Genomic DNA, 24,101 nt, shown 5'->3' with positions numbered 1-24,101 from the left:
AAAAAGCCCGCATACCGCCCGCGCCTGCCGTTTCAGGCGGCGGAAACTGTCAGCCTTCCCGTATCAATGATAGGATAATCAGTGAACGATAAAAACGGTAACCAGCATGTCAGACAAAATTTTAAGAATAGCTACCCGCCAGAGTCCACTTGCGCTGTGGCAGGCGCACTATGTTCAGCAGCGCCTGATGGCCTGTCATCCGGGGCTGAGCGTTGAGCTGGTGCCCATGGTCACCAAAGGCGACATCATTTTAGATACGCCGCTGGCCAAGGTCGGCGGCAAGGGCCTGTTCGTGAAAGAGCTGGAACAGGCGCTGCTGGACGGCCGTGCGGATATCGCCGTTCACTCCATGAAGGATGTGCCGGTCGAGTTTCCCCAGGGCCTGGGGCTGGTCACGATTTGCGAGCGCGAAGATCCGCTGGACGCCTTTGTTTCCCATCGCTTTGATTCCGTGGACGCGCTGCCTCAGGGCGCGGTGGTCGGCACCAGCAGCCTGCGCCGCCAGTGTCAGCTGAGCGCGCGCCGTCCGGATCTGGTTATCCGCTCGCTGCGCGGGAACGTCGGCACCCGCTTAAGCAAGCTGGATGCGGGCGAATACGACGCCATTATCCTTGCTGTCGCCGGACTGAAGCGTCTGGGCATGGGCGATCGTATTCGCCATGCCATGCCTGCGGAAGAGTCGCTGCCTGCGGTCGGCCAGGGCGCGGTCGGGATCGAATGCCGTCTTGACGACGCGCAGACCATTACGCTGCTCGCCGCGCTGAATGATGAAGACACCGCGGTGCGCGTCAAGGCCGAGCGGGCGATGAATACCCGGCTGGAAGGCGGCTGTCAGGTGCCGATCGGCAGCTTTGCCGAGCTGGAAGGCGACGAGCTGTGGCTGCGCGGCCTGGTCGGCTCGCCGGACGGGCGCGCTATGATCCGTGGCGAGCGCCGTGGCCCGCGCGAAGACGCCGAAAAGATGGGCATCTCGCTGGCGGAAGAGCTGCTGAATAATGGCGCGCGCGAAATTCTGGCGGAAGTGTATAAAGGAAATCCGCCCAGATGAGCATCCTGGTAACCCGTCCGACACCGGCGGCCGAAGAGTTGGTCAGCCGTTTACGTACCGCTGGCCGGGTTGCCTGGGCGATGCCGCTGATTGAATTTACGCCGGGCACCGGTCTGGACGATCTCCCGAACCAGCTGACGTCGTTGCAAAGCGGCGATCTGGTTTTTCTTCTGTCGCAGCATGCGATCCATTACGCTCATCCCGCCTTAGTGCGAGCCGGCGTGTCGTGGCCCGCTTCACTGCACTACTATGCTATAGGCCGCACTACCGCGCTCGCCTTGCATACCGTCAGCGGACACGATGTCGTCTGGCCGCACGAGCGCGAAACCAGTGAGATCTTAATCCAGCTTCCTGCCTTACAGCAGGTAGCCGGCAAACGCGCGCTGATCCTGCGCGGCAACGGCGGGCGGGAATTACTGGCGGAAACCTTGCAACAGCGCGGCGCTGATGTACAGTTTGTTGAATGCTATCAACGCTGTGCGAAAATTTATCAGGGCGCCATTGAAGGCCGCCGCTGGCGTGACCGGCAGGTGGATACGCTGGTGGTTACCAGCGGCGAAATGCTACAGCAGCTTTATTCGCTGTTCCCGGAGATCGATCGCGAGGAATGGCTTCTGCACTGTCGGCTGATTGTCGTCAGTGAACGCCTGGCTACCCGTGCCGCAGAACTGGGCTGGCGCGATATCAGGGTGGCCGAGGGTGCCGATAACGACGCCTTACTGCGCGCGTTACAATAAACTTAAATATGGGATGTGCCACAATGACGGAACAAAAAGAGTCCTCTGCCATGGTTGAAGCAACCACCCCGGAGGAAGCGACCTTAACGCCAAAGCAACAGCCCGACCGTAAGCCGCGCAATGCCGCTACGGCGCTGGCCGTGCTGGCGATTGCGATTGCGCTGGCTACGGGCGCAGGCCTCTATTTCCACGCCCGCACTCAGGCTCAGCAGCAGGCCGCGACCAACAAGGCGCTGGCTGACCAGCTTGCCAGTTTGCAGCAGGACGCCGCTGGCGAAAAACAGAATCTGGTGCGTCAGCTGGCCACGCAGAGCAGCGCGCTGGATACCGCACGCGCTCAGCAGGCGGCCACGAGCAAGCAGCTGGAAGAGCTGAAAGAGAAAGTGGCGACTATCTCCGGCAATGACGCGCACACCTGGCTGCTGGCGCAGGCGGATTACCTGGTCAAGCTGGCCGGGCGCAAACTGTGGAGCGATCAGGATGTGACCACGGCCGCCGCGCTGCTGAAAAGCGCCGATGCCAGCCTGGCCGATATGAACGATCCCAGCCTGATCGACGCGCGTCGCGCGTTAACCCAGGATATCAGTTCGCTCTCCGCCGTCAGTCAGGTCGACTACGACGGCATTATCCTCAAGCTGAACCAGCTCTCCAACGGCGTGGATAATCTGCGCCTGGCCGATAACGACAGCGACGACGCGCCGATGGACGCCGACAGCGGTGAGCTTTCCTCTTCGCTGCGCGAGTGGCGACAGAACCTGGTGAAAAGCTGGCATAACTTTATGGATGATTTCATCACCATCCGCCGCCGCGACACCACCGCTGAGCCGCTGCTGGCCCCTAATCAGGATATTTACCTGCGGGAAAACATCCGTTCGCGCCTGCTGATTGCCGCTCAGGCCGTACCGCGTCATCAGGATCAGGTTTATAAGCAGTCTATTGATACGGTCTCTGCCTGGGTACGCGCCTGGTTCGACACTAACGATGCGGCCACCAAAGCCTTCCTGAGCCAGCTGGACGAGCTGAGCCAGCAGAGCGTGTCGATGGACGTGCCGGATACGCTGCAAAGCCAGCCGATGCTGGATAAGCTGATGCAAACGCGCGTGCGCAACCTGCTGGCCCAGCCGGGTGTCCAACAGCAGCAGGGAGAATGAGCATGCTTAAAGTACTGATTATTTTTGTCTTGCTGATGGTCGGCGTCGTGCTTGGCCCGATGCTGGCGGGCCATCAGGGTTACGTGCTGATCCAGACCGACAACTGGAATATTGAAACCAGCGTCACAGGGCTGGCGATCGTGCTGATCCTTTCGCTGCTGGTGATCCTGTTCGTCGAGTGGATCCTGCGCCGTTTATTCCGCACCGGCGCCAAAACCCGCGGCTGGTTTAAGGGACGCAAGCGCAGCCGGGCGCGTAAGCAGACTAACGCCGCGCTGATCAAACTGGCGGAAGGCGATCATCGTCAGGTTGAAAAGCTGCTGTCGCGCAATGCGGATCACGCTGAACAGCCGATGGTTAACTATTTGCTGGCGGCGGAAGCCGCTCAGCAGCGTAACGATGAGGCGCGCGCTAATCAGCATCTGGAACGCGCTACCGAGCTGGCCGGCAACGATCAGCTGCCGGTGGAAATTACGCGCGTGCGTTTACAGCTGGCGCGTAATGAAGATCATGCTGCGCGTAACGGCGTTGATCGCCTGCTGGAGGTCGCGCCTCGCCATCCGGAAGTGCTGCGTCTGGCCGAGCAGGCCTACGTTCGCACCGGCGCATGGAGCGCCTTGCTGGATATCCTGCCCGCTATGGAAAAAGCGCACGTTGCCGATGAAACGCACCGTCTGGCGCTACAGCAGCAGGCCTGGCTGGGCCTGATGAATCAGGCGATGGCCGATCAGGGCAGCGAAGGCCTGAAGCGCTGGTGGCATGACCAGAGTCGTAAAACGCGTCAGGAAACGGCATTGCAGGTGGCGATGGCGGATCATCTGATCGTTTGTGACGATCATGACAGCGCGCAGACCATCGTGCTGGACGGCCTGAAGCGCGGTTACGATGAGCGACTGGTGCTGCTGATGCCGCGCCTGAAAACCGGCAATCCTGAACAGCTTGAAAAAGCGCTCCGCCAGCAGATCAAGCAGCACGGCGCTACGCCGCTGCTGCACAGTACGCTGGGTCAGCTGTTGATGAAGCACGGCGAGTGGGAGCAGGCGAGCGAAGCTTTCCGTGAGGCGCTGAAGCAGCGTCCTGACGCGTTTGACTACGCCTGGCTGGCCGACACGCTGGATCGCCAGCACAAGCCGGAAGAAGCCGCGCAAATGCGTCGCGACGGTTTGCTGCTGACGCTGAAAAATAATCCCTGATGCAATCTGGATTAACGAGCCGGGCGCCCTGCCCGGCTTTTTTTTGCCCGTCGCCAGATAAAAAAACACCCGCCGATTTGGCGGGTGTAAATAAACAGGCCGAAAGACCGGCTGGTACCTGACTCAACGTTTTGCCCTGAACCTCCGTTAAGGCCTGACGGCGATAGCGGCAGATGGACAACAGGTACCCTAATGGCTCTGCATCATTCCCGGGTTTATGAAGCTTACGCGAACATAAGAGGTGGAATGAGCATTCTACAGGGGGATTGTAGCATATACCGTGCCAGGTCTTCAGCTACGCCTGTGAACAATGCTTATTTCTATTAAATTCAGCCTGTTATCCTGAAAATATTCTTATATTACTTTTCAGGGGCCGTCGCTAAAAAGCAACAGAGGCCGTTTACAGCGTCGTCAGTCAGCGACAGCTTATGTACAGGCGGGTAAACCTTTTGCATAACAATGAGATGAATGTCGTCTTTCAGAGACAAAGCAGAGAAGCCCTCGCCGGAAGCGCTGTTTACTGTAAAACGCACGAAAGCCGGGACGTTATGAAGGCGGGAAGCAACGTTGTCTCGCTGCGCTCGGCGCAAACCTCCTTCGGAGGTTCCAGACCGCTGACAAAGTTGTAGAGAGTTCGTGTGAACAGGATTTTTTTGCAGCGAAACGGCAGCTTCGCAGCAGCAGAGGCTGAGCGGATAAACGGACCGTTTTCGCGCATGGACGCGCGAAACGAGCCTCCATGGACGGATCCACGGCGTGTCCGTGTTCCGATCTGCCTCTGCTGCTTTTCGCCAGCCCGAACGCGACTTGATGACAGAGGATGGGTTTGTCAGCAACCTCAAACCTCCTTCGGAGGTTCTCATCCTCTGGAAACTACAGAGACAAAAAGGCCAGCTCGAGAGCTGGCCTTTTCTTAAAGTGGTCGGCGAGAGAGGATTATTCCCCTGCGGGCCGTTGCTGTAGCAACGTTGTCTCGCTGCGCTCGGCGCAAACCTCCTTCGGAGCTTCTCATCCTCTGGAAGCTACAGAGACAAAAAAGCCAGCTCGAGAGCTGGCTTTTTCTTAAAGTGGTCGGCGAGAGAGGATTCGAACCTCCGACCCACTGGTCCCAAACCAGTTGCGCTACCAAGCTGCGCTACTCGCCGAATACTGCTTTTACTGCGGCTTAAATCGCTTTAAGCGAAAACCCTGCCTCGGCAAGGTTTCAGGAATATGGTCGGCGAGAGAGGATTCGAACCTCCGACCCACTGGTCCCAAACCAGTTGCGCTACCAAGCTGCGCTACTCGCCGAAAACTGCGTACTGCTAAAGATTTTGTGGTGCGAAGAGAGGGACTTGAACCCTCACGTCCGTAAGAACACTAACACCTGAAGCTAGCGCGTCTACCAATTCCGCCACCTTCGCATACAAAATCTGGGGTGGCTAATGGGACTCGAACCCACGACAACTGGAATCACAATCCAGGGCTCTACCAACTGAGCTATAGCCACCACACCTGTTACTCGTACTGCTTTACTACCTAACGCGGTAATACTACCACCGCAGCTCTTGCGCACAAACTTAATGGCGCGCCCGACAGGATTCGAACCTGAGACCTCTGCCTCCGGAGGGCAGCGCTCTATCCAGCTGAGCTACGGGCGCGTAGCGCCGTTGCGGATGGGCATACTACGGATTCGAGCCGATCCTGTCCAGTGCTTTTTGCACAAAAAATTCCGTTTGCTTACGCTTTGTGCGTTCTGTCTAAACTACAGGCGTTTTAGCGCGTTAATGCTTGTCTTTTAACCGATGAGGCCGTTTAAAAGCCGTTAATTAAAGATCGCCGCGCAGGTGATAACGCAGGTATTTTAGCAGGCTGAGCTGCCTTCCAATCCGCGAAGGCTGCACGATCAGCCGATAAAGCCACTCAAAGCCCGTTCTCTGCCATATTTTCGGCGCGCGCTTCACGTTGCCCGTGAAAACATCGTAGGTGCCGCCTACGCCCATATAGAGCGCATCAGGGTAGAGAGCCTTGCAGTCGCGCATCAGGATCTCCTGACGCGGCGATCCCATCGCCACGGTGACAATCTTTGCGCCGCTGGCGGCGATGCGGGCAAACAGCGCTTCCCGATCGGCAGGCGCGAAATAGCCGTCCTGCGAGCCAACGATATTGACGTTCCACTGGCGCTTCAGCTTCTCTTCGGTCTGGGACAAAATGCCCGGCTTGCCGCCGACCAGGAAAACCGGCGTGCCTTCGCGGCCGGCACGCTCCATCAGTCCTTCCCACAGATCGGCTCCGGCAATACGCGCAACCTTAGCCTGCGGATACTTTTTGCGGATGGAGCGGACGATACTGATGCCGTCGGCGTACTTATATTCCGCCTCGTCGATCAGACGATGAATTTCCGGGCGGCTTTCCGCCGTCAGCACCTTTTCCGCATTGATAGCCACCAGCGTGCCGCTTTTCAGGCGTTCCCCCAGCCAGAGATAATCAAGGAATTCGGCCATATCGCGAAAGCCCAACAGCGTAATGCCGCGGATCGGGTAGTGCGGCGGCGTAAAAGCGGAGTCCATGACAGGTCCTTAAAGTTACTGGCTAACAGGTTTTGTTTTTGCGCCCGGATGGCGCACCGGCCGCGCACGGATTACGCCCGCGCTGTCGAACAACCAGTAGAGCAGCTTGGCTGCCACCACCGCCGCCGCAAAAATCAGGCAGAAGAACACCACGCGGGAGGCGAAGGCGTCCAGCCCTTCTCTGGCGAGCACGATCATATTAAAAACCGCGCCGAAGCAGAAGCTTTGCAGAATGGCGGCCTTGTAGCGATTATCCTCATGACGTCCTTTGGCATACAGCCAGTCGAACCATTTGATAATCATGCCTACCGCCACCGCGCCCAGCGGAATAAACCAGACGCCGCCCATTACCACCAGCGAGCCTAACAGCGTCGGCGAGATCGCCAGCCCGGAATGGTTGTTCAGCACTTCCCAGGTAAAGTAGTTGGCGCTGTTCAGTACCACCGAAGGCCTGTCCGGCCACAGCCAGCCCGGAATAAAGACGTAGAAATCCCGGACGATGGGCGCCAGCCCCTGGAATTCGATTTTGTCGTAATTTTGCAGCAGAAGACCCAAATTTTCCCAGGGCGAAAAGGTATCGCGCGTCAGGTAAAGGAAGGTGTAAAACGCCTCGCTGCCGCTGACGTCGAGGTTATAACGGCGCAGCGCCAGCCAGAACATGCCAACGATGCCCGCAACGCCAGCGGCGGCCAGCATCCACAGCGTGATCCAGCCCTGGATGATGCCGATAAAAAGAAACAGCGCAAAGGCGATGATGATGTTGGCGCGCGTGCCGCCGACAATCGCATAGGTCAGCAGCCCAAAAGCGACGGTAGCCACCAGGAACAGCAGCCAGCTTTTCAGGCCGGGACGCAGGAAGTAGACCACCAGCATCGCCGGGATAAAGAAGTAGAAGAAGCGCTTCAGCGCCACGCCCGACACTTCTGCCGAGAAAATCTGGCTGTAGCTGTGCAGCTTAAACAGCAGAAAACCGTTATGCAGAAAGAACACCAGCACCGTGCCCAGCGCAATCAGCGCCAGGATGCTCCACGTCAGGTGCGCCTCAACGCGGTTGATGGTGAACACCTGGCGAGCGGGCCTTTCCGTCGCCTGCCTGAGCCGGGTTTTATAGCTGACATAATAGATAGCGTAGAAGCAGGTTGCGGCAAGCATCGCCTGCAGCAAATACTCCGCAGGCACCACCTGCACATTGAAGCCAAACACCAGCACGCAGGTCAGCGGGAAGCCAAAGTAAAAGGTCAGCAGAAAAAGCAGCGAGAAGAAGACGTTGAAGTTAAACCGCACGCGCCGAAACTCTCGCCAGGTCAGCGTCAAAATCAGCCCCAGCGACAGCAGCCAGACCGACAGCAGGCCTGCAAACTGTGAAAACATCATGCCGTTGCTCCTTCCGCCAGCGCCAGCGCCTGCTGCCAGCCCGCCACAAAGGCCGGGTCGAAAAAGGCGATGGCGGCTTTATCCATGCCGGCCATCTGCCGCTTTGTTTCGGCGATCAGCTCCGGTGTTAGTTTATCACCGGCAAAAAGCACCGGCACCTGCTGCCCGGTCAGATCCTGCCAGAAAGGATTTTTACGGTTGATAACAAACGGAATGTTGGCCTGGATCAGCAGACACAGCGTGCCAATGCCCTGCTGGCGCTCGAAGATAAAGTAGCCCAAATCGCAACGGGCAAGTAGCGCCAGGTAAGCCGTAAAATCAAGCTTTTCGGTCAGCACGTTCAGCCTGGCGCCAAACAGCGCCGCGCCGGCTTCCCGCACGCGCTGGATATAAGCGTCGTTATTTGCCGGGTAGCCCATGGGCACAATGACGTTCACCCGCTCGCCGAACTGCTGATGGATTTCCTGCAACGCCTGAAGGTGACGGTTGCTGGCATCGCCGGAGTTGCCGACCAGAATGGTCAGCTCGCTGTTTTCTGGCGCGTCAGGCAGCGCGATCTGCGCCATGCGCGTCGGGAAATAGAGCAGCGAAGCGGGCACGGCAGGCTGACGCTGCTGGAAAAAGGCGATATCGCCGCGCGTGGCGAAGACATGACCGATGCGCTTTTGCGCCAGGCAACGCATGGCGTAAAACAGACGGAACTTCAGGCCGCCAGCCTGCTCGTAGAGATCGGCGCCCCAGATATGCCAGTACGCCTGGTCAGGCCGGATTTTGCGTAGCAGCAGCGCCAGCCACAGCGTCGGATTGAACTGGCCATGAAAGAAAAAGCGCGTCTGTCGATCGGCCTGTGCGCGGGCAGTTACTGCCTCAGCAATGCTTTTTTTATCCTTAAACCAGCGAATAGCCAGTGAGGAAAACGCCGTCGCAGGTTCGCCCACGACCCAAAACTGGCGCTGTTCATTGCACGGCGCGGCCTGGGTCATGACGTCATTAAAAAACCGCAGAACGGTCTGGTTGTGGTGCTCAATCGGCGAGCCAAGAACGTGGATCAGTGTTGTCATACTTGTCTTTGATAAAGAAAAAATACGCCAGCGCAAAGCGCAAAATAGACGATGTAGGTTGCCATATAGGCCTGCGCCGCGCCGACAGCGCCGTGCAGTGGGATCAGCCACCAGGCAAACAGCGTCAGCAGCAGAAACTGGCTGACTTCCGTCAGCAGGTAAAAACGCAGCGAGGCTTTGGCAATCACCAGATAGCCGAACACATAAGCGCCTACCTTAAAAACGTCGCCGGTCAGCTGCCAGATAAAGAGGTCGCGCATCCCGGTGAACTTGCTGGAAAACAGCAGCCAGATCGCCACGTCGCGCAGCAGCCAGACGGTAAGGCTGACCGCCATCACCGCAGGCAGCACAAAGCTCAGCGACCGCCGGATCTCGCGCGAGATCGCTTTTTTATCGGTCAGCTTTGCCAGCGTCGGCAGCAGATAGACGCTGAAAGAGGCGGTGATAAATTGCAGATAAGCGTCCGAGATGCTGGTTACGCCCTGCCACAGACCGACCTGCTCCCAGCCGTCGTGCGCCGCCAGCAGATTACGCATCATCACCCAGGCGACCGGCAGCGTTACGGCGGTCATCAGCGCCATCAGCGTGAATTTACCCAGATTACGCGCGATGTCGCCGTGCCACTGCGGCTTAAGGAAATGCAGCGGCAGATGGTCGCGCTTTGCCAGCAGCAGCGCCGCCGGCACCACTACCAGCGCCGGAACCAGCGCCATGCCGATCAGCGCGCCGCTGTAGCCGCCCAGCCAGTAGCAGACAAACCACGCCGCCACGCCGATCAGGCTGCCTGCGATCAGCGACAGCGCGTTGCCCATCGCATCGCGAAAGCCTTTGATCACCGCCAGCGCCAGGTTGGCCCAGGCGATGCCGACCTGCACAAAAGCCAGCATCCGCACCACGTTCGCATAGCCGCCGTGACCAAACAGGCCGACGCTGACCGGTTCGGCAAACAGCAGGAAAACCACCGCCAGCAGCGTAGAGAAGCCCAGCACCATTGCCGACGCCGTGCCGGTTACGGCGCGCAGCCGGGCAGGCTGCTGCTGATATTCCGCCACGTATTTGGTGACGCCGTTGAAGATGCCTGCGCCAGCCAGCACGCCCAGCACGGTGATTAGCTGGCGAAAGTTGCCCGCCTGCCCCACGCCCGCCGGGCCAAAGGACACGGCCAGCATCTTGACCACCAGCAGACCGGCAGCGATTTTTACCAGCGTGGACGCTGCCGTCCACACCGAAGCTTTAGCCAGCGACATATCAGAACCAGCTCAGCAGCGAGTTGATAACCGTTTTCTGGTTATTGTCGGAAAGGTTGTAAAACAGCGGCAGCCGCAGCAGGCGTTCGCTTTCCGCCGTGGTGTAGCGGTCCGTCCCGTGAAAACGGCCAAAACGCTGCCCGGCCGGTGACGAATGCAGCGGGATATAGTGGAATACGGCCAGGATTTCCGCTTCTTTTAACCAGTTAATCAGCGCGTTGCGGTCGTCGTTATCGCGCAGCTTGATATAGAACATATGCGCGTTGTGCTGGCAATCTGCCGCAAGGGTCGGCAACGTAATTCGTCCGCTGGCGGCGACGGGCAGCAGCGCGTCGTAGTAGTTCTGCCACAGGCGCAGGCGCTGCTCGTTGATGCGTTTGGCCTCTTCCAGCTGCGCCCAGAGATAAGCGGCCTGCAAATCGGCCATCAGGTAGCTGGAGCCGATATCCCGCCAGGTGTATTTATCCACCTGGCCGCGAAAGAACTGGCTGCGGTTGGTGCCTTTTTCACGGATGATTTCTGCTCTTTCCACCAGCGCCGAATCGTTGATCAGCGTCGCGCCGCCCTCGCCGCCCGCTGTATAGTTCTTGGTTTCGTGAAAGCTGAAGCAGCCGATATGGCCAATCGTGCCCAGCGCTTTGCCTTTGTAGGTAGCCATTACGCCCTGCGCCGCGTCTTCAATCACGTAGAGTTTATGCTTTTCCGCCAGCGCCATGATCGTATCCATCTCACAGGCGACGCCCGCGTAATGCACAGGAACGATCGCGCGAGTTTTCTCGGTGATGGCCGCTTCGATCAGCTTTTCGTCGATGTTGAGCGTATCGGGACGGATATCGACAAACACGATAGTCGCGCCGCGCAGCACAAAGGCGTTGGCGGTAGAGACGAAGGTGTAGCTCGGCATAATCACTTCATCGCCGGGCTGAATGTCGATCAGGATGGCGGCCATCTCCAGCGAGGCGGTGCAGGACGGCGTCAGCAGCACTTTACGACTGCCGAACCGGTTTTCCATCCACTGCTGGCAGCGACGGGTAAAGCCGCCGTCGCCGCACAGCTTGCCGCTGCCCATCGCGGACTGCATATACTCAAGTTCGGTTCCCACCACCGGTGGGGCATTAAACGGGATCATAAAATTACCTGTAGAGCCACCAGGCGGTGCGTTCAATTACGCCGCCGCAGCGATGATAAAGTCGGAGTGCCGGCAGATTGCCAAGCTGAGTGGCAACATGCAGACGCGTCAGGCGTCGCGCGCGACACCAGTCAATGGCGGCCTCGATCATGCGCTGACCGACGCCCAGTCCCTGCGCCTCAGGCAGCGTCGCCAGCAGGCCGATCCTGCCGCTGCCGTCGGCCAGCTCGCGCAGTGAGACGAAACCCTGTAGTTCGCCCTGGTCGTTGACGGCAATCAGGCACTGATGGTCGAAAGTCCCCAGTACGGCGTTTTCCACCCACTGCGCATAGAATCGCCCGCTGTCTTCCGCTTTATACCAGGGCGCGCGAAAGCGGCTGAAGGCAAAAGCGCTGCTGGCTACCTCGCGCAGCGCCGGAATATGTTCCTTACGGGCAATGCGAATGCCTTCCGGCCTGCCGCCCACGCCGATACCCAGCACGAAATCCGCTTCGCCTTCCACAAAGCGAAACCCCAGCGCGCTTAACGCATCCAGCTCCGCCGTCTGCTGCGACAGGATTTTCGCCTGGACGAGGTCATATTGCCGAAGCGACGCTTCATCGATCGGCGCCTCGTGCAGATCGACGGTCAGCAGGGCGCTATTGATATCGAAGAACGCGTTTTCCCACGTCAGCGGTTCGACGCGTCCCGGCAAAGCGGTGGCGTTCATCGCCAGAGGCCTTTGGTATCCACCAGCCAGCGCGAGCGCAGGCCTTCGACGTCGATGGTTTTGAACTGCTGATGATCCACCAGCATAACCAGCACGTCCGCCTGGCGTAACGCCTCTTCCTGCGTAACCAGCACGCTTCTCTCCGGCATCCCCTTCGGCAGCTCGTGAATATTCGGCTCCACCAGCTGAGTGACGCCCTGATGCCAGTCGGCGATCATCTGCGCCACTTCCATTGCCGGACTTTCCCGCAGGTCGTCGATATTGGGCTTAAAGGCCAGGCCAAAGCAGGCGATGGTCAGCTCGCTGGGGCGTTTGTCGCTGGCGACCAGGCACTCGGCCAGCTTTTTCTTCACCTGCTCCAGCACCCAGTGCGGCTTGCTGTCGTTAACTTCGCGCGCGGTGCGGATCAGGCGAGCCTGTACCGGATTCTGCGCCACGATAAACCACGGATCCACGGCGATGCAGTGGCCGCCGACGCCAGGGCCGGGCTGTAAAATATTGACGCGGGGATGGCGGTTGGCCAGCGCGATCAGCTCCCAGACGCTGATGCCCTGATCGGCACAGATCAGCGACAGCTCGTTGGCGAAGGCGATATTGACGTCGCGGAAGCTGTTTTCCGTCAGCTTGCACATCTCAGCGGTGCGCGAGTTAGTGACCACACACTCGCCCTCAAGGAATATTTTGTAGAGATCGCACGCTCTCTGCGAGCAAAGCGACGTCATGCCGCCGATCACGCGGTCGTTTTTAATCAGCTCGACCATCACCTGGCCGGGCAGTACGCGCTCCGGGCAATAGGCGATCTGCACGTCGGCTTTTTCGCCCGCGTGCTGAGGAAAAGCCAGATCGCTGCGCGCCATCGCCAGCCACTCGGCCATCTGCTCCGTCGCGCCCACGGGCGAGGTCGATTCCAGGATAACCAGATCGCCTTTTTTCAGCACCGGCGCGATGGACTCGGCCGCCGCTTTGACCCAGGCGAGATCCGGCTGGTGTCCGTCTTTGAACGGCGTCGGCACCGCAATCAGAAAGGCGTCCGCCGGCTCTGGCCGGGTGGTCGCCCGCAGATAGCCCTGCTCCACGGCCGTTTTCACCACCACGTCCAGGTCCGGCTCCACGATATGAATATCGCCGCGATTAATCGTCTCGACCGCCCGCGTGTTGATATCCACGCCGATCACTTTTTTCTGGCGGGAGGCGAAAGCCGCAGCGGTAGGCAGGCCAATATAGCCCAGCCCGATAACAGAAATGGTATTGAACATTATAAAGAAATCCGATTGTTTTTAAGGGCCTGCACAATACGTTCGCAGGCCAGGCCGTCGCCATAGGGATTATGGGCGCGGCTCATGGATTGGTAAGCCTCTTCGTCCGTCAGCAGGCGCGTAACCTCGCGAACGATTTTTTGTGTGTCAGTGCCTACCAGCCTGACGGTGCCTGCGTCTACCGCTTCCGGGCGTTCGGTGGTATCACGCATCACCAGCACCGGCTTGCCCAGCGAAGGCGCTTCTTCCTGGATGCCGCCGGAATCGGTCAGGATCAGCCAGGCACGATCCATCAGCCAGACAAACGGCAGGTATTCCTGCGGCTCGATCAGCACTACGTTGTCGATATCGCTGAGAATACGATTGACCGGCTCGCTGACGTTAGGATTCAGGTGCACCGGATAAACGATCTGCGCCTCGGGATGGCGGCGGGCGATATCGGCCAGCGCGCTGCAAATGCGCTCAAAGCCGTCGCCGAAGCTTTCCCGACGGTGTCCCGTTACCAGGATCAGCTTCTTATCAGCCTCAAGGAAGGGATAGCGAGTCGCCAGGCCGTTACGCAGCTGCTCGTCGCTTAACACGCGATCGCGTACCCAAAACAGCGCGTCGATCACCGTGTTGCCGGTAACAAACATGCGCGCGGCGGGCAGATTTTCGCGCAGCAGATTTTGCCGCGCCGTTTCCGTCGGCGGGAAGTGCCAGGTCGCCAGATGCCCGGTCAGCGTGCGGTTGGCCTCTTCCGGCCACGGCGAATACAGATCGCCCGTACGCAGTCCGGCCTCCACATGCCCCACCGGAATGCGGTGATAAAAAGCCGCCAGGCTGGCTGCGAACGTCGTGGTGGTATCGCCGTGCACCAGCACGACATCCGGCCTGAACTCCGTAAACACGCCTTTCAGCCCTTCCAGAATACGGCTGGTGATCTCCGTCAGCCCCTGGCCTGGCCGCATAATATTCAAATCGTAATCGGGGACGATAGCAAACAGCTGCAGCACCTGATCCAGCATCTCACGATGCTGCGCGGTAACGCACAGACGCGCGTCTATCTCGCCATCCTGGGCAAGTGCATGAACCAGCGGAGCCATTTTTATCGCTTCCGGGCGCGTGCCAAAAACAGTTAATACTTTCACTGTTGTTCTCTTTCCTTCGTCTGTCAGGTAACTATAAATCGGCGCTTAACCGCGACGTCGGCGTAGCAAAGCGGTACCCGCGCCAACCAGCGCGCCTACGGCACCCCACATGATCATCATAAACAGGCGACGTGGGCTGTCGCGCTTCACCGGCTCTTCCGGCGTGCGCAGATAGCGCCAGGTCTGGAAAGCGTTATCCGGCTTCGGCCCGGCATTCAGCGTGCTCAGCATGGCTCTGTTTTGATCATAGTCCAGATCGTAGGTCGGCCCGCTGGCCTGCAGGTTTTCCAGGCGGGCCTGCAACAGCGAGCGGCCCAGCAGAAACAGCTCGGAATCGGGCAGCTGTTCTGAAGGCGTGCTGGTTTTCGCCTGCTCGAAGCCCTGCTGCTGCGCGATTTTCAGCGCCTGCTGCACGCTGTTGATCTGGCGGTCATAGATGGCTTTCGCTACCGCTTCCTGCCGCTGCACCTGCGCCTTCAGCTGCTGAGCGCGGGCGGCCCAGCCGCCTGCCAGCTCGGCGTTAAGATGCTGCGCGGCGCGCTGGCCGGCAAAAGCAACATACTGGCGCAGCAGCGTGTTGGCCGCCGGCGCGGTTTCCGCGATCAGCTTGACGCTGTCATTCAGGCTTTTTGCCGCATCGCCGGGCTGATACTGAATATTGGCGATCAGCTCGTCGAGCAGCGCGGCATCGTCGCGAGCCTGCCCGCTCTGCCGCTGTTTGTAGTAGTCGCTTTGCAGCCAGAACTCGCGGCGGGTGTCATAAGACGCCAGCTGCATCACGAACTCCTGATAGGCTTCGTCCGCAATGGCGGGCGCAACGATGGGCGTGCTGCTGCTGCGGCTGTCCAGATTGTTCAGAAACAGCTGCTGCGAGTAGTAATTGCCCAACATATTGACGGTGGGACGATCGGTGACCGCCGTGGTGCTCCATTTTGGCGTGATCAGCAGCGAGCAGAGCCAGGCCAGCAGGGCAAAAAGCAGCGCGCTGCCGATAATCCACCGCTTTCCTCGCCATAGCGCGCAGCACAGCCCGCGAATATCCAGCTCGTTCTCTGCAACGTCAGGATGCGTCATACATGATATTCCTTGTCCAGGGTAAAGAGGTCCGAAACGGTCTAGCGGGCTTTGCGCAGCCTTCTTTTGACTCTTTTCAGCATTCGCGCCACGCGCCAGGCGCGTTTAATACAGTAGCCGTAGAGCATAAAAGCCAGTAAAAACAGCACCAGCATCAGCCACTCCGGCACAAAGCTCAGCGATTCTCCCAGCACGCCGACGCCGGCCAGCAGCGCGGCCGCCAGCGTGATCAGAAAGCAGGCCTGCCGCGAGGTAAACCCGGCGCGCATAATCAAATGGTGAATGTGCTGGCGATCGGCGGAAAACGGGCTCATGCCCTTGCTGAGGCGGCGATACATAATGGCGATCATATCCATCAGCGGAATGGCGATCAGCCACAGCGCCGTGACGGGCGTGACGGGATGGCTTTGTCCCTGGGTCGCCTCCAGCAGGATCCAGATAATGGTAAAGCCAATCAGCGTGCTGCCCGCATCGCCCATAAAAACCTTGTAGCGACGGCCGAAAACGCCAAGATTAAGCAGGATATAGGGGATAATGGCGGCGATCATCGCAAAACACCACATCGCCAGGCTTTGCTGCCCGTCCACGAACAGAATAATGCCCATCGCCAGGAAGGTGACGCAGGACAGGCCGCCCAGCAGACCGTCGATACCGTCCACCATATTAAAAGCGTTGATGGCCGCCCAGACCGCAAACAGCGTCAGCACGTAGCCGAAAGGCCCGACGATCAGCTCCCAGGGGCCAAAAATAAAGCCCAGGCTGAGCAGATAGAGTTTGGCCATGGTCATCATCACCACGGCGATGCCTGCCTGAACGCAGGCGCGTATCTTTACGCTGATATCAAAGCGGTCATCAAGCGCTCCGACCAGCACCAGCACGCCAGCGCAGCTCAGGTAAAGCAGACTATGGGGAATGTAGTAATCGGTCACCGCGAAGCTAAAACAGATGCCGGCGAAAACAGAGATGCCGCCAACCAGAGGAATAACGCCCTGGTGACGTTTGCGATAGTTGGGCTTGTCCACAAGACCCACTTTCTTGGCTGCTTTACGGGCGAAAAAGAGAAACACCAGCGAAAACAAAAATATTAAAGCAAGCTCAGTACTCATATTGAGTAAATTCACATTAACCAGCTCTCTGCTAAGAATCCCAGTGTTATAGCAATTTCTGTGCCACAAACCGCTGTCTGATTCTGATGTCCATTGTGCCACGGGAAAAATCCAGCCTCACCGCCCGATTTCCTGCCCGCCGCACCTTTAATTTAATTCTCCAGTGGCAACATCGTATAGCCCATAAACGAAAAACGCCACGTCTGAGCGCGGCGTTCCCCGAGTTTTCTTCTTTTTCCGGCTTCTGCGGTGAATTCGCACAAAAACAGGCCAAAAAAAGAGAGGGTTGATCGCTCAACCCTCTTTTTTTCCAGCAGACCAGCCGACTTACGAACGCTTCATCATGTCAAAGAATTCGTCGTTGGTTTTGGTCATCGCCAGCTTGTTGATGAGGAATTCCATCGCATCGATCTCACCCATTGGATGGATGATTTTGCGCAGGATCCACATCTTCTGCAGCTCTTCAGAGCTGGTAAGCAGCTCTTCTTTACGCGTACCGGAACGATTGTAGTCGATAGCAGGGAACACGCGCTTCTCGGCGATTTTACGCGCCAGATGCAGTTCCATGTTGCCCGTACCCTTAAATTCTTCGTAGATGACTTCATCCATCTTCGAACCGGTATCGACCAGCGCGGTAGCGATGATGGTCAGGCTGCCGCCCTCTTCCACGTTACGCGCGGCGCCGAAGAAGCGTTTTGGACGGTGCAGGGCGTTGGCATCCACACCACCGGTCAGCACTTTACCGGAAGCCGGCACCACGGTGTTGTAGGCGCGAGCCAGACGCGTGATGGAGTCGAGCAGGATGATAACGTCCTTTTTATGCTCGACCAGACGCTTGGCCTTCTCGATAACCATTTCAGCGACCTGCACGTGGCGGGAAGCTGGCTCATCGAAGGTAGAGGCGATCACTTCGCCCTTCACCAGACGCTGCATCTCGGTTACTTCTTCCGGACGTTCGTCAATCAGCAGCACCATCAGCACGCAGTCAGGATGGTTATAGGCGATGCTCTGCGCGATGTTCTGCAGCAGCATGGTTTTACCCGCTTTTGGCGGCGCCACGATCAGACCACGCTGGCCACGACCAATTGGCGAAGCCAAATCCAGTACGCGTGCGGTTAAGTCTTCGGTAGACCCGTTGCCGCGCTCCATGCGCAGACGCGAATTAGCGTGCAGCGGCGTTAAGTTTTCAAACAGGATTTTGTTACGGGCATTTTCCGGCTTGTCAAAGTTAACTTCATTAACCTTCAGCAGGGCAAAATAGCGCTCGCCTTCTTTCGGCGGACGGATCTTGCCGGAGATGGTGTCACCAGTGCGGAGGTTAAAGCGGCGAATTTGGCTGGGGGATACGTAGATGTCGTCAGGGCCGGCGAGGTAGGAGCTGTCTCCAGAGCGGAGGAAACCAAATCCATCCTGCAATATCTCCAGTACGCCGTCGCCGAAGATATCTTCGCCGCTTTTCGCGTGTTGTTTAAGGATGGCGAAGATAATGTCCTGTTTGCGCATGCGCGCCAGGTTTTCCAGCCCCATATTTTCGCCGAGTGTTATCAGGTCAGAAACCGGCGTATTTTTTAATTCGGTAAGATTCATAATGGTGGGTTCTTAAACTCGGGGTAAATCTCGAAATGTTTGTCGTCAATGGTATGGCGAAAAATCCATGCCTGTTAATGGCTGTCTTGTCAGACTCCCGATCATCGCGTGCAGGAATACGCGGATCCGATACGGGGAGACGGTAAGGACAAGGTGCCGGAAATTCTGGATACTAACCGTCAGATTGCTGAACATTTGTTACATTCAGAGGAAAACAGTGTTCAACAAGGAGTAAATATTAGATTCAAACTACAGGTAAGTGCGTAATGCAGTAAAAGTAAGTTAGCACGCTCTATGGCAAACGTCTAGCGATGAGCTAAAAATATGAACGAGGCAAAAAGAAAACCGAAGCGGGAAGCAGACTCGCGCCTGCGGTGAGCGCATATGGCCCACCGCAGCAGCAGAGCTGGTTAGCCCAGGTTCGCGTTCAGGAACTCTTTCAGCTGTCCTTTAGAAAGTGCGCCCACTTTCGTTGCCGCGACTTCGCCGTCTTTAAACAGCAGCAAAGTAGGAATACCGCGGATCCCGTATTTTGGCGCGGTGCCTGGGTTTTCGTCGATATTCAGTTTGGCGATAGTCAGTTTGCCGTCGTATTCTTCGGCGACTTCGTCAAGGATCGGGGCGATCATTTTGCACGGACCGCACCATTCTGCCCAGAAGTCGACCAGCGTCAAGCCTTCTGCTTTCAGGACGTCGGTTTCAAAGCTGTCATCGGTCAGGTGGACAATTTTATCGCTGCTCATGTCTTACTCCAAAAGATTATGCCTGGCTGCCTGGCGTAAAATCTGCCAACTTAGGTTGACTTTATTTCACCGGATACGCTTTCGTAAAGCAATAGTAAGCTGATATTCTACCACACTATGAGCAAAACACACTTAACCGAACAGAAGTTTTCCGACTTCGCCCTGCACCCTCAGGTCATTGAAGCCCTTGAAAATAAAGGCTTTCATAACTGCACGCCTATTCAGGCGCTGGCATTGCCTTTCACCCTTAACGGGCGTGATGTAGCGGGACAGGCGCAAACCGGTACCGGGAAAACGATGGCGTTTTTAACGTCAACGTTCCATCATCTTCTTTCTCACCCCGCGCCGGAAGGCCGTCAGGTCAATCAGCCGCGCGCGCTGATCCTGGCGCCAACCCGCGAACTGGCCGTGCAAATCCACGCCGATGCGGAACCGCTGGCGCAGGTGACCGGCCTGAAGCTGGGGCTGGCCTACGGCGGCGACGGCTACGATAAGCAGCTGAAAGTGCTGGAGAGCGGCGTCGATATTCTGATCGGCACCACCGGCAGGCTGATCGATTACGCTAAACAGAACCACGTGAATCTGGGCGCGATCCAGGTCGTGGTGCTGGATGAAGCCGACCGGATGTTCGATCTGGGCTTTATCAAAGATATCCGCTGGCTGTTCCGTCGGATGCCTGCGGCGAACCAGCGTCTGAATATGCTCTTCTCCGCTACCCTTTCCTTCCGCGTGCGCGAGCTGGCGTTCGAAAACATGAACAATGCCGAATATGTGGAAGTCGAGCCGGAGCAGAAAACCGGGCATCGCATTAAGGAAGAACTTTTTTATCCTTCTAATGAAGAAAAAATGCGTCTTCTGCAAACCCTGCTGGAAGAAGAGTGGCCGGATCGCGCCATTATCTTTGCCAACACCAAACACCGTTGTGAAGATATCTGGGGTCACCTGGCCGCGGACGGCCATCGCGTTGGCCTGCTGACCGGCGACGTGGCGCAGAAAAAACGCCTGCGTATCCTGGACGACTTTACCAAAGGCGACGTGGATATCCTGGTGGCCACTGACGTGGCGGCGCGCGGCCTGCATATTCCTGCGGTGACGCACGTCTTTAACTACGATTTGCCTGACGATCGCGAAGACTATGTGCATCGCATCGGCCGTACCGGCCGCGCGGGTGCCAACGGGCACTCAATCAGCCTGGCCTGTGAAGAATATGCGCTGAACCTGCCGGCGATTGAAGAATATATCGGCCACAGCATCACCGTAAGCCGCTACAACAGCGATGCGCTGATGACCGATCTGCCGCCGCCGAAGCGCCTGACACGCAGCCGTTCCGGTACCGGCCCGCGTCGCAGTAGCGGCCCGCGCCGCAGCGGCCCGCCGCGCAATAATAACCGCAAACGTTCAGGTTAACGCCATGCCCAGCGCCTCATCGCTTTATGCTGCAATAGATTTAGGATCTAACAGCTTTCATATGCTGGTGGTGCGCGAGGTGGCGGGCAGTATCCAGACCGTTGCGCGTATCAAACGCAAAGTCCGCCTGGCGGCCGGTCTGGACAGCGACAGCCGCCTCTCTGACGAGGCAATGGCGCGCGGCTGGCAGTGCCTGGCGCTGTTTTCGGAACAGCTACAGGATATTCCCACGGACCAAATCCGCGTGGTCGCTACGGCGACGCTGCGGCTGGCCGCCAACGCAGAGGCTTTTCTTTCCAGGGCGCAGAACATTCTGGGCTGCGCCATCAATGTGATCAGCGGCGAGGAAGAAGCCTGTCTGATCTATCAGGGCGTGGCGCACACCACCGGCGGCTCCGATAAGCGGCTGGTGGTCGATATTGGCGGCGGCAGCACCGAGCTGGTTACCGGCAGCGGTGCACAGCCCGGCGCTCTGTTCAGCCTGTCGATGGGCTGCGTCACCTGGCTGGAGCGTTATTTCGGCGACCGCCACCTCGGTAAAGATAATTTTGCCGCGGCGGAACAGGCAGCAAGCGACATGATCCGACCGGTTGTCTCAAAACTGCGCGAGCAGGGCTGGGAAATTTGCGTCGGCGCCTCCGGCACCGTGCAGGCGCTACAGGAAATCATGATGGCGCAGGGCATGGACGAACGCATTACGCTTGCCAAGCTCCAGCAGCTGAAACAGCGCGCCATTCAGTGCGGCAAGCTGGAAGAGCTGGAAATCGAAGGACTGACGCTGGAGCGCGCGCTGGTTTTTCCCAGCGGCCTCTCTATTCTGATCGCCATCTTTACCGAGCTGAACATCAGCAGCATGACGCTGGCCGGTGGCGCGCTGCGCGAAGGGCTGGTATACGGAATGCTCGGGCTGCCGGTCGATCGGGATATCCGTAGCCGTACCCTGCATAACATTCAGCGTCGTTTCGTGATTGATGCCGAACAGGCGGAACGCGTGCGCGCCCTGGCGGAGAGCTTTGGCCGTCAGGTCAGCCACAGCTGGAAGCTGGATGAACGCTGTCGGGAGCTGCTCAACAGCGCCTGCCTGATCCATGAAATCGGCCTCAGCGTCGATTTTAAACAGGCGCCGCAGCACGCTGCCTATCTGGTTCGCCATCTCGATCTGCCGGGCTTTACTCCGGCGCAGAAAAAGCTGCTGGCCACGCTGCTGCAAAACCAGGTCAACGGAATCGACCTGGCGCTGCTCAGCCAGCAAAACGCCGTACCGCCGCGCATGGCGGAAAGAATGTGCCGGCTGCTGCGGCTGGCGATTATTTTCGCCAGCCGTCGCCGTGACGATACGCTGCCTGCCGTGCGGCTCCATGCCGATGACGACGCGCTACAGCTGACGTTGCCGAACGGCTGGCTGGAAGCGCATCCGCTGCGGGCAGAACTGCTGGAGCAGGAAAGCCGCTGGCAGAGCTATGTGCACTGGCCGCTGACCGTCAGTTAAAGAATAAGGGGACAGCTTGCGTCCCCTTGCTTCACCCGCCAAAAGCCTATCCGGTGTTTTTTGCCTTATCCAGCATCGCCCGCAGTCCCGCTACGCGGCTTTGCCCGGTCTGCATCCGCTGTTCCGGGCTGACCACCTTGCGTTCCGTTTCCCAGTTGAGATCGTCCTGCGGCAGCTCCAGCAGAAAGCGGCTTGGCTCCGGACGGATCACTTCGCCATACTGACGGCGCTCGCGACACAGCGTAAAGGTCAGCTCTTTTTGCGCACGCGTGATGCCGACGTAGGCCAGCCGACGCTCCTCTTCCACATTGTTTTCATCAATGCTGCTCTGATGGGGCAACAGCCCTTCCTCCATGCCGACCAGATAAACATAGGGAAACTCCAGCCCTTTGGAAGCGTGCAGCGTCATCAGCTGTACCTGGTCCGCCTCTTCTTCGCTTTCGCCGCGCTCCATCATGTCGCGTAACGTAAAGCGGGTCACCACCTGCGTCAGCGTCATCGGCTCGTCGATATCGCTGCCTTCCAGCATTTCGGTCATCCACTGGAACAGCGTATTGACGTTTTTCATGCGCATTTCGGCGGCTTTTGGACTGGCGGAGGTTTCAAACAGCCAGCTTTCATAATCAATGCCGCGGATCAAATCCCGCACGGCGGCCACCGGCTCCCGCTCCGCCAGCTGCGCGACTTCCTGCAGCCAGAAAGTGAAGCGCTGTAGCGATTCCAGCCCGCGCCCGGCCAGCGTCTGGCCCAGCCCCATATCAAAACTGGCGGTGAACAGGCTTTTATTACGCTGCATCGCCCATTCGCCCAGCTTGCGCAGCGTGGTGGGGCCAATTTCACGCCGTGGCGTATTAACGATGCGCATAAAGGCGCTGTCGTCGTCAGGATTGGTCAACACGCGCAGATAGGCGAGCAGATCTTTGATTTCCGGCCGCGAAAAGAACGAGGTGCCGCCGGAGATGCGATAAGGAATGCGGTTCTGCATCAGCATTTTTTCAAAGACGCGCGACTGATGATTGCCGCGATAGAGAATGGCGTAATCTTTGTACTGCGTCCTGTTGATAAAATGGTGCGCTATCAGCTCGCCCGTCACGCGCTCCGCCTCGTGATCCTCGTGATTGGCCGTCACCACTTTCAGCTCCGCGCCGTAGCCCAGCTCTGAGAACAGGCGTTTTTCAAACACGTGCGGGTTATTGGCGATCAAAATATTGGCCGCTTTCAGGATACGTTCGGAAGAACGGTAGTTCTGCTCCAGCTTGATAACCTGTAACGCCGGAAAATCCTCTTTCAGCAGCACCAGGTTCTGCGGTCTTGCGCCTCGCCAGGAGTAGATTGATTGATCGTCGTCGCCTACCACCGTGAAACGCGCGCGCGCACCGACCAACAGCTTCACCAGCTCGTACTGGCTGGTGTTGGTATCCTGATACTCATCCACCAGCAGGTAGCGGATACGCTGCTGCCAGCGCTCGCGCACTTCCAGATTGCGCTGGAACAACAGCGTCGGCAGCAGGATCAGGTCATCAAAATCCAGCACGTTGCAGGCTTTCAGATGCCGATCGTAAAGGCTGTAACAGTGAGCGAAAATTTTGTCGCGCTCGGATTGCGCCGCCGCCGCCGCGCGCGCAGGATCCAGCAGATCGTTTTTCCAGTTCGAGATCGTAGAGATCAGCTGTTGCAGCAGATTTTTATCGTTTTCCAGCCACTCTTCGGTCAGCTCTTTCAGCAGCGCCAGCTGATCCTGATCGTCAAACAGCGAGAAGTTGGACTTCATGCCCAATGCGGCGTATTCGCGTTTGATAATTTCCAGACCCAGCGTATGGAAAGTGGAAATCATCAGGCCACGCGCCTCTTTGCGGCCCAGCGTTTGCGCCACGCGTTCTTTCATCTCGCGCGAGGCTTTATTGGTAAAGGTCACCGCCGCAATATGGCGAGCCTGATAGCCGCATTCGCGGATCAGATGGGCAATTTTGTTGGTGATCACGCGCGTTTTGCCCGAGCCGGCGCCGGCCAGCACCAGACAGGGCCCGGTGACGAATTCGACGGCGTGTTGCTGACCAGGATTAAGACGCATAGGGGTTTACTCGATGAAATGACAGAGGGAAAGAAATCAC

19 protein-coding genes, 5 tRNA genes and 1 other RNA gene are annotated in these 24,101 nt (G+C 58.1%); 6 read left to right on the top strand and 19 right to left on the bottom strand.

The annotated features are described in order from the left end of the window. The first annotated feature begins 106 nt into the window (after positions 1 to 106). From hemC to hemY, 4 genes are read left to right on the top strand one after another with little or no spacing between them, the layout of a single operon-like run. Positions 107 to 1,048 carry a hydroxymethylbilane synthase gene (gene hemC / locus ACA373_RS21130; RefSeq protein ID WP_125290718.1) on the top strand — a complete coding sequence of 314 codons (942 nt, stop codon included), beginning with the start codon at positions 107 to 109 and terminating at the stop codon, positions 1,046 to 1,048. After that, entirely contained in the window at positions 1,045 to 1,785 is a 741-nt protein-coding gene (gene hemD / locus ACA373_RS21125; protein ID WP_253457220.1) for a uroporphyrinogen-III synthase, read from the top strand. Before hemC ends, hemD begins: the two co-directional genes overlap by 4 nt. 23 nt (positions 1,786 to 1,808) lie before the next feature. Then, positions 1,809 to 2,936 (top strand): uroporphyrinogen-III C-methyltransferase, encoded by a 1,128-nt coding sequence (gene hemX / locus ACA373_RS21120; protein WP_369896711.1) that lies wholly within the window; start codon positions 1,809 to 1,811, stop codon positions 2,934 to 2,936. A 2-nt stretch (positions 2,937 to 2,938) separates the two neighbouring features. Beyond that, positions 2,939 to 4,129: a protoheme IX biogenesis protein HemY gene (gene hemY, locus ACA373_RS21115; RefSeq protein ID WP_253457214.1), complete on the top strand. Its 1,191-nt coding sequence runs from the start codon at positions 2,939 to 2,941 to the stop codon at positions 4,127 to 4,129. A 919-nt stretch (positions 4,130 to 5,048) separates the two neighbouring features. Here hemY and ACA373_RS21110 read toward each other — a convergent pair. From ACA373_RS21110 to trxA, 18 genes are all read right to left on the bottom strand, one after another. Beyond that, positions 5,049 to 5,162, bottom strand: a non-coding RNA gene (locus ACA373_RS21110) — RtT sRNA. 35 nt (positions 5,163 to 5,197) lie between these two features. Further along, positions 5,198 to 5,274 (bottom strand) — tRNA-Pro (locus ACA373_RS21105). Positions 5,275 to 5,342: 68 nt separating this feature from the next. Further along, positions 5,343 to 5,419, bottom strand: a tRNA-Pro gene (locus ACA373_RS21100). 26 nt (positions 5,420 to 5,445) lie between these two features. After that, positions 5,446 to 5,532, bottom strand: a tRNA-Leu gene (locus tag ACA373_RS21095). Positions 5,533 to 5,542: 10 nt separating this feature from the next. Further along, positions 5,543 to 5,618: transfer RNA gene (locus ACA373_RS21090), tRNA-His, on the bottom strand. A gap of 74 nt (positions 5,619 to 5,692) precedes the next feature. Next, a tRNA-Arg gene (locus tag ACA373_RS21085) sits at positions 5,693 to 5,769 on the bottom strand. A 168-nt stretch (positions 5,770 to 5,937) separates the two neighbouring features. Then, positions 5,938 to 6,678 carry a lipopolysaccharide N-acetylmannosaminouronosyltransferase gene (gene wecG / locus ACA373_RS21080; protein ID WP_253457211.1) on the bottom strand — a complete coding sequence of 247 codons (741 nt, stop codon included), beginning with the start codon at positions 6,676 to 6,678 and terminating at the stop codon, positions 5,938 to 5,940. Between the two features lie 15 nt (positions 6,679 to 6,693). Continuing rightward, the gene (wzyE, locus tag ACA373_RS21075) at positions 6,694 to 8,052 is read right to left on the bottom strand and encodes an ECA oligosaccharide polymerase (protein ID WP_253457209.1); all 1,359 of its coding nucleotides are present in this window, start codon (positions 8,050 to 8,052) and stop codon (positions 6,694 to 6,696) included. Continuing rightward, positions 8,049 to 9,113, bottom strand: coding sequence for a TDP-N-acetylfucosamine:lipid II N-acetylfucosaminyltransferase (locus ACA373_RS21070; RefSeq protein WP_370735040.1), 1,065 nt, complete (start codon positions 9,111 to 9,113; stop codon positions 8,049 to 8,051). The genes wzyE and ACA373_RS21070 overlap by 4 nt, the downstream gene beginning before the upstream one ends. Further along, the gene (gene wzxE, locus ACA373_RS21065; protein WP_370735039.1) at positions 9,110 to 10,360 is read right to left on the bottom strand and encodes a lipid III flippase WzxE; all 1,251 of its coding nucleotides are present in this window, start codon (positions 10,358 to 10,360) and stop codon (positions 9,110 to 9,112) included. Before wzxE ends, ACA373_RS21070 begins: the two co-directional genes overlap by 4 nt. A gap of 1 nt (position 10,361) precedes the next feature. Then, on the bottom strand, positions 10,362 to 11,489 hold the full coding sequence (rffA, locus tag ACA373_RS21060) for a dTDP-4-amino-4,6-dideoxygalactose transaminase (RefSeq protein WP_301731013.1): 1,128 nt from the start codon (positions 11,487 to 11,489) through the stop codon (positions 10,362 to 10,364). A 4-nt stretch (positions 11,490 to 11,493) separates the two neighbouring features. Continuing rightward, positions 11,494 to 12,198 carry a dTDP-4-amino-4,6-dideoxy-D-galactose acyltransferase gene (gene rffC / locus ACA373_RS21055; RefSeq protein ID WP_301731012.1) on the bottom strand — a complete coding sequence of 235 codons (705 nt, stop codon included), beginning with the start codon at positions 12,196 to 12,198 and terminating at the stop codon, positions 11,494 to 11,496. Next, a complete protein-coding gene (gene wecC, locus ACA373_RS21050) occupies positions 12,195 to 13,457 on the bottom strand; it encodes a UDP-N-acetyl-D-mannosamine dehydrogenase (protein WP_253461189.1) in 1,263 nt (420 codons plus the stop codon). Before wecC ends, rffC begins: the two co-directional genes overlap by 4 nt. Then, positions 13,454 to 14,584, bottom strand: a complete 1,131-nt coding sequence (gene wecB / locus ACA373_RS21045; protein ID WP_253457195.1) for a non-hydrolyzing UDP-N-acetylglucosamine 2-epimerase — start codon at positions 14,582 to 14,584, stop codon at positions 13,454 to 13,456. Before wecB ends, wecC begins: the two co-directional genes overlap by 4 nt. A gap of 45 nt (positions 14,585 to 14,629) precedes the next feature. Continuing rightward, complete coding sequence (gene wzzE, locus ACA373_RS21040) at positions 14,630 to 15,658, bottom strand: ECA polysaccharide chain length modulation protein (protein WP_253457192.1); 1,029 nt, start codon at positions 15,656 to 15,658, stop codon at positions 14,630 to 14,632. 41 nt (positions 15,659 to 15,699) lie between these two features. Beyond that, entirely contained in the window at positions 15,700 to 16,779 is a 1,080-nt protein-coding gene (gene wecA, locus ACA373_RS21035) for a UDP-N-acetylglucosamine--undecaprenyl-phosphate N-acetylglucosaminephosphotransferase (protein ID WP_253457189.1), read from the bottom strand. Between the two features lie 312 nt (positions 16,780 to 17,091). Continuing rightward, a complete protein-coding gene (rho, locus tag ACA373_RS21030; RefSeq protein ID WP_125290732.1) occupies positions 17,092 to 18,351 on the bottom strand; it encodes a transcription termination factor Rho in 1,260 nt (419 codons plus the stop codon). Between the two features lie 410 nt (positions 18,352 to 18,761). Further along, positions 18,762 to 19,094, bottom strand: coding sequence for a thioredoxin TrxA (gene trxA / locus ACA373_RS21025; RefSeq protein ID WP_125290733.1), 333 nt, complete (start codon positions 19,092 to 19,094; stop codon positions 18,762 to 18,764). Between the two features lie 117 nt (positions 19,095 to 19,211). Between trxA and rhlB the strand changes: the two genes are divergently transcribed. Next, the gene (rhlB, locus tag ACA373_RS21020) at positions 19,212 to 20,501 is read left to right on the top strand and encodes an ATP-dependent RNA helicase RhlB (protein ID WP_253457186.1); all 1,290 of its coding nucleotides are present in this window, start codon (positions 19,212 to 19,214) and stop codon (positions 20,499 to 20,501) included. A gap of 4 nt (positions 20,502 to 20,505) precedes the next feature. Beyond that, on the top strand, positions 20,506 to 21,990 hold the full coding sequence (gppA, locus tag ACA373_RS21015) for a guanosine-5'-triphosphate,3'-diphosphate diphosphatase (protein WP_301731010.1): 1,485 nt from the start codon (positions 20,506 to 20,508) through the stop codon (positions 21,988 to 21,990). A 46-nt stretch (positions 21,991 to 22,036) separates the two neighbouring features. Here the strand turns inward: gppA and rep are convergent, their stop codons facing one another. After that, the gene (rep, locus tag ACA373_RS21010) at positions 22,037 to 24,061 is read right to left on the bottom strand and encodes a DNA helicase Rep (protein WP_253457181.1); all 2,025 of its coding nucleotides are present in this window, start codon (positions 24,059 to 24,061) and stop codon (positions 22,037 to 22,039) included. Positions 24,062 to 24,101 lie beyond the last annotated feature (40 nt).

This window comes from Erwinia sp. STN24, assembly GCF_041320675.1.
Classification (GTDB): Bacteria; Pseudomonadota; Gammaproteobacteria; order Enterobacterales; family Enterobacteriaceae; genus Erwinia; species Erwinia aeris.
The sequence above is the reverse complement of the archived record's forward strand: the minus strand, read 5'-3'. Positions and strand labels throughout refer to the sequence as shown.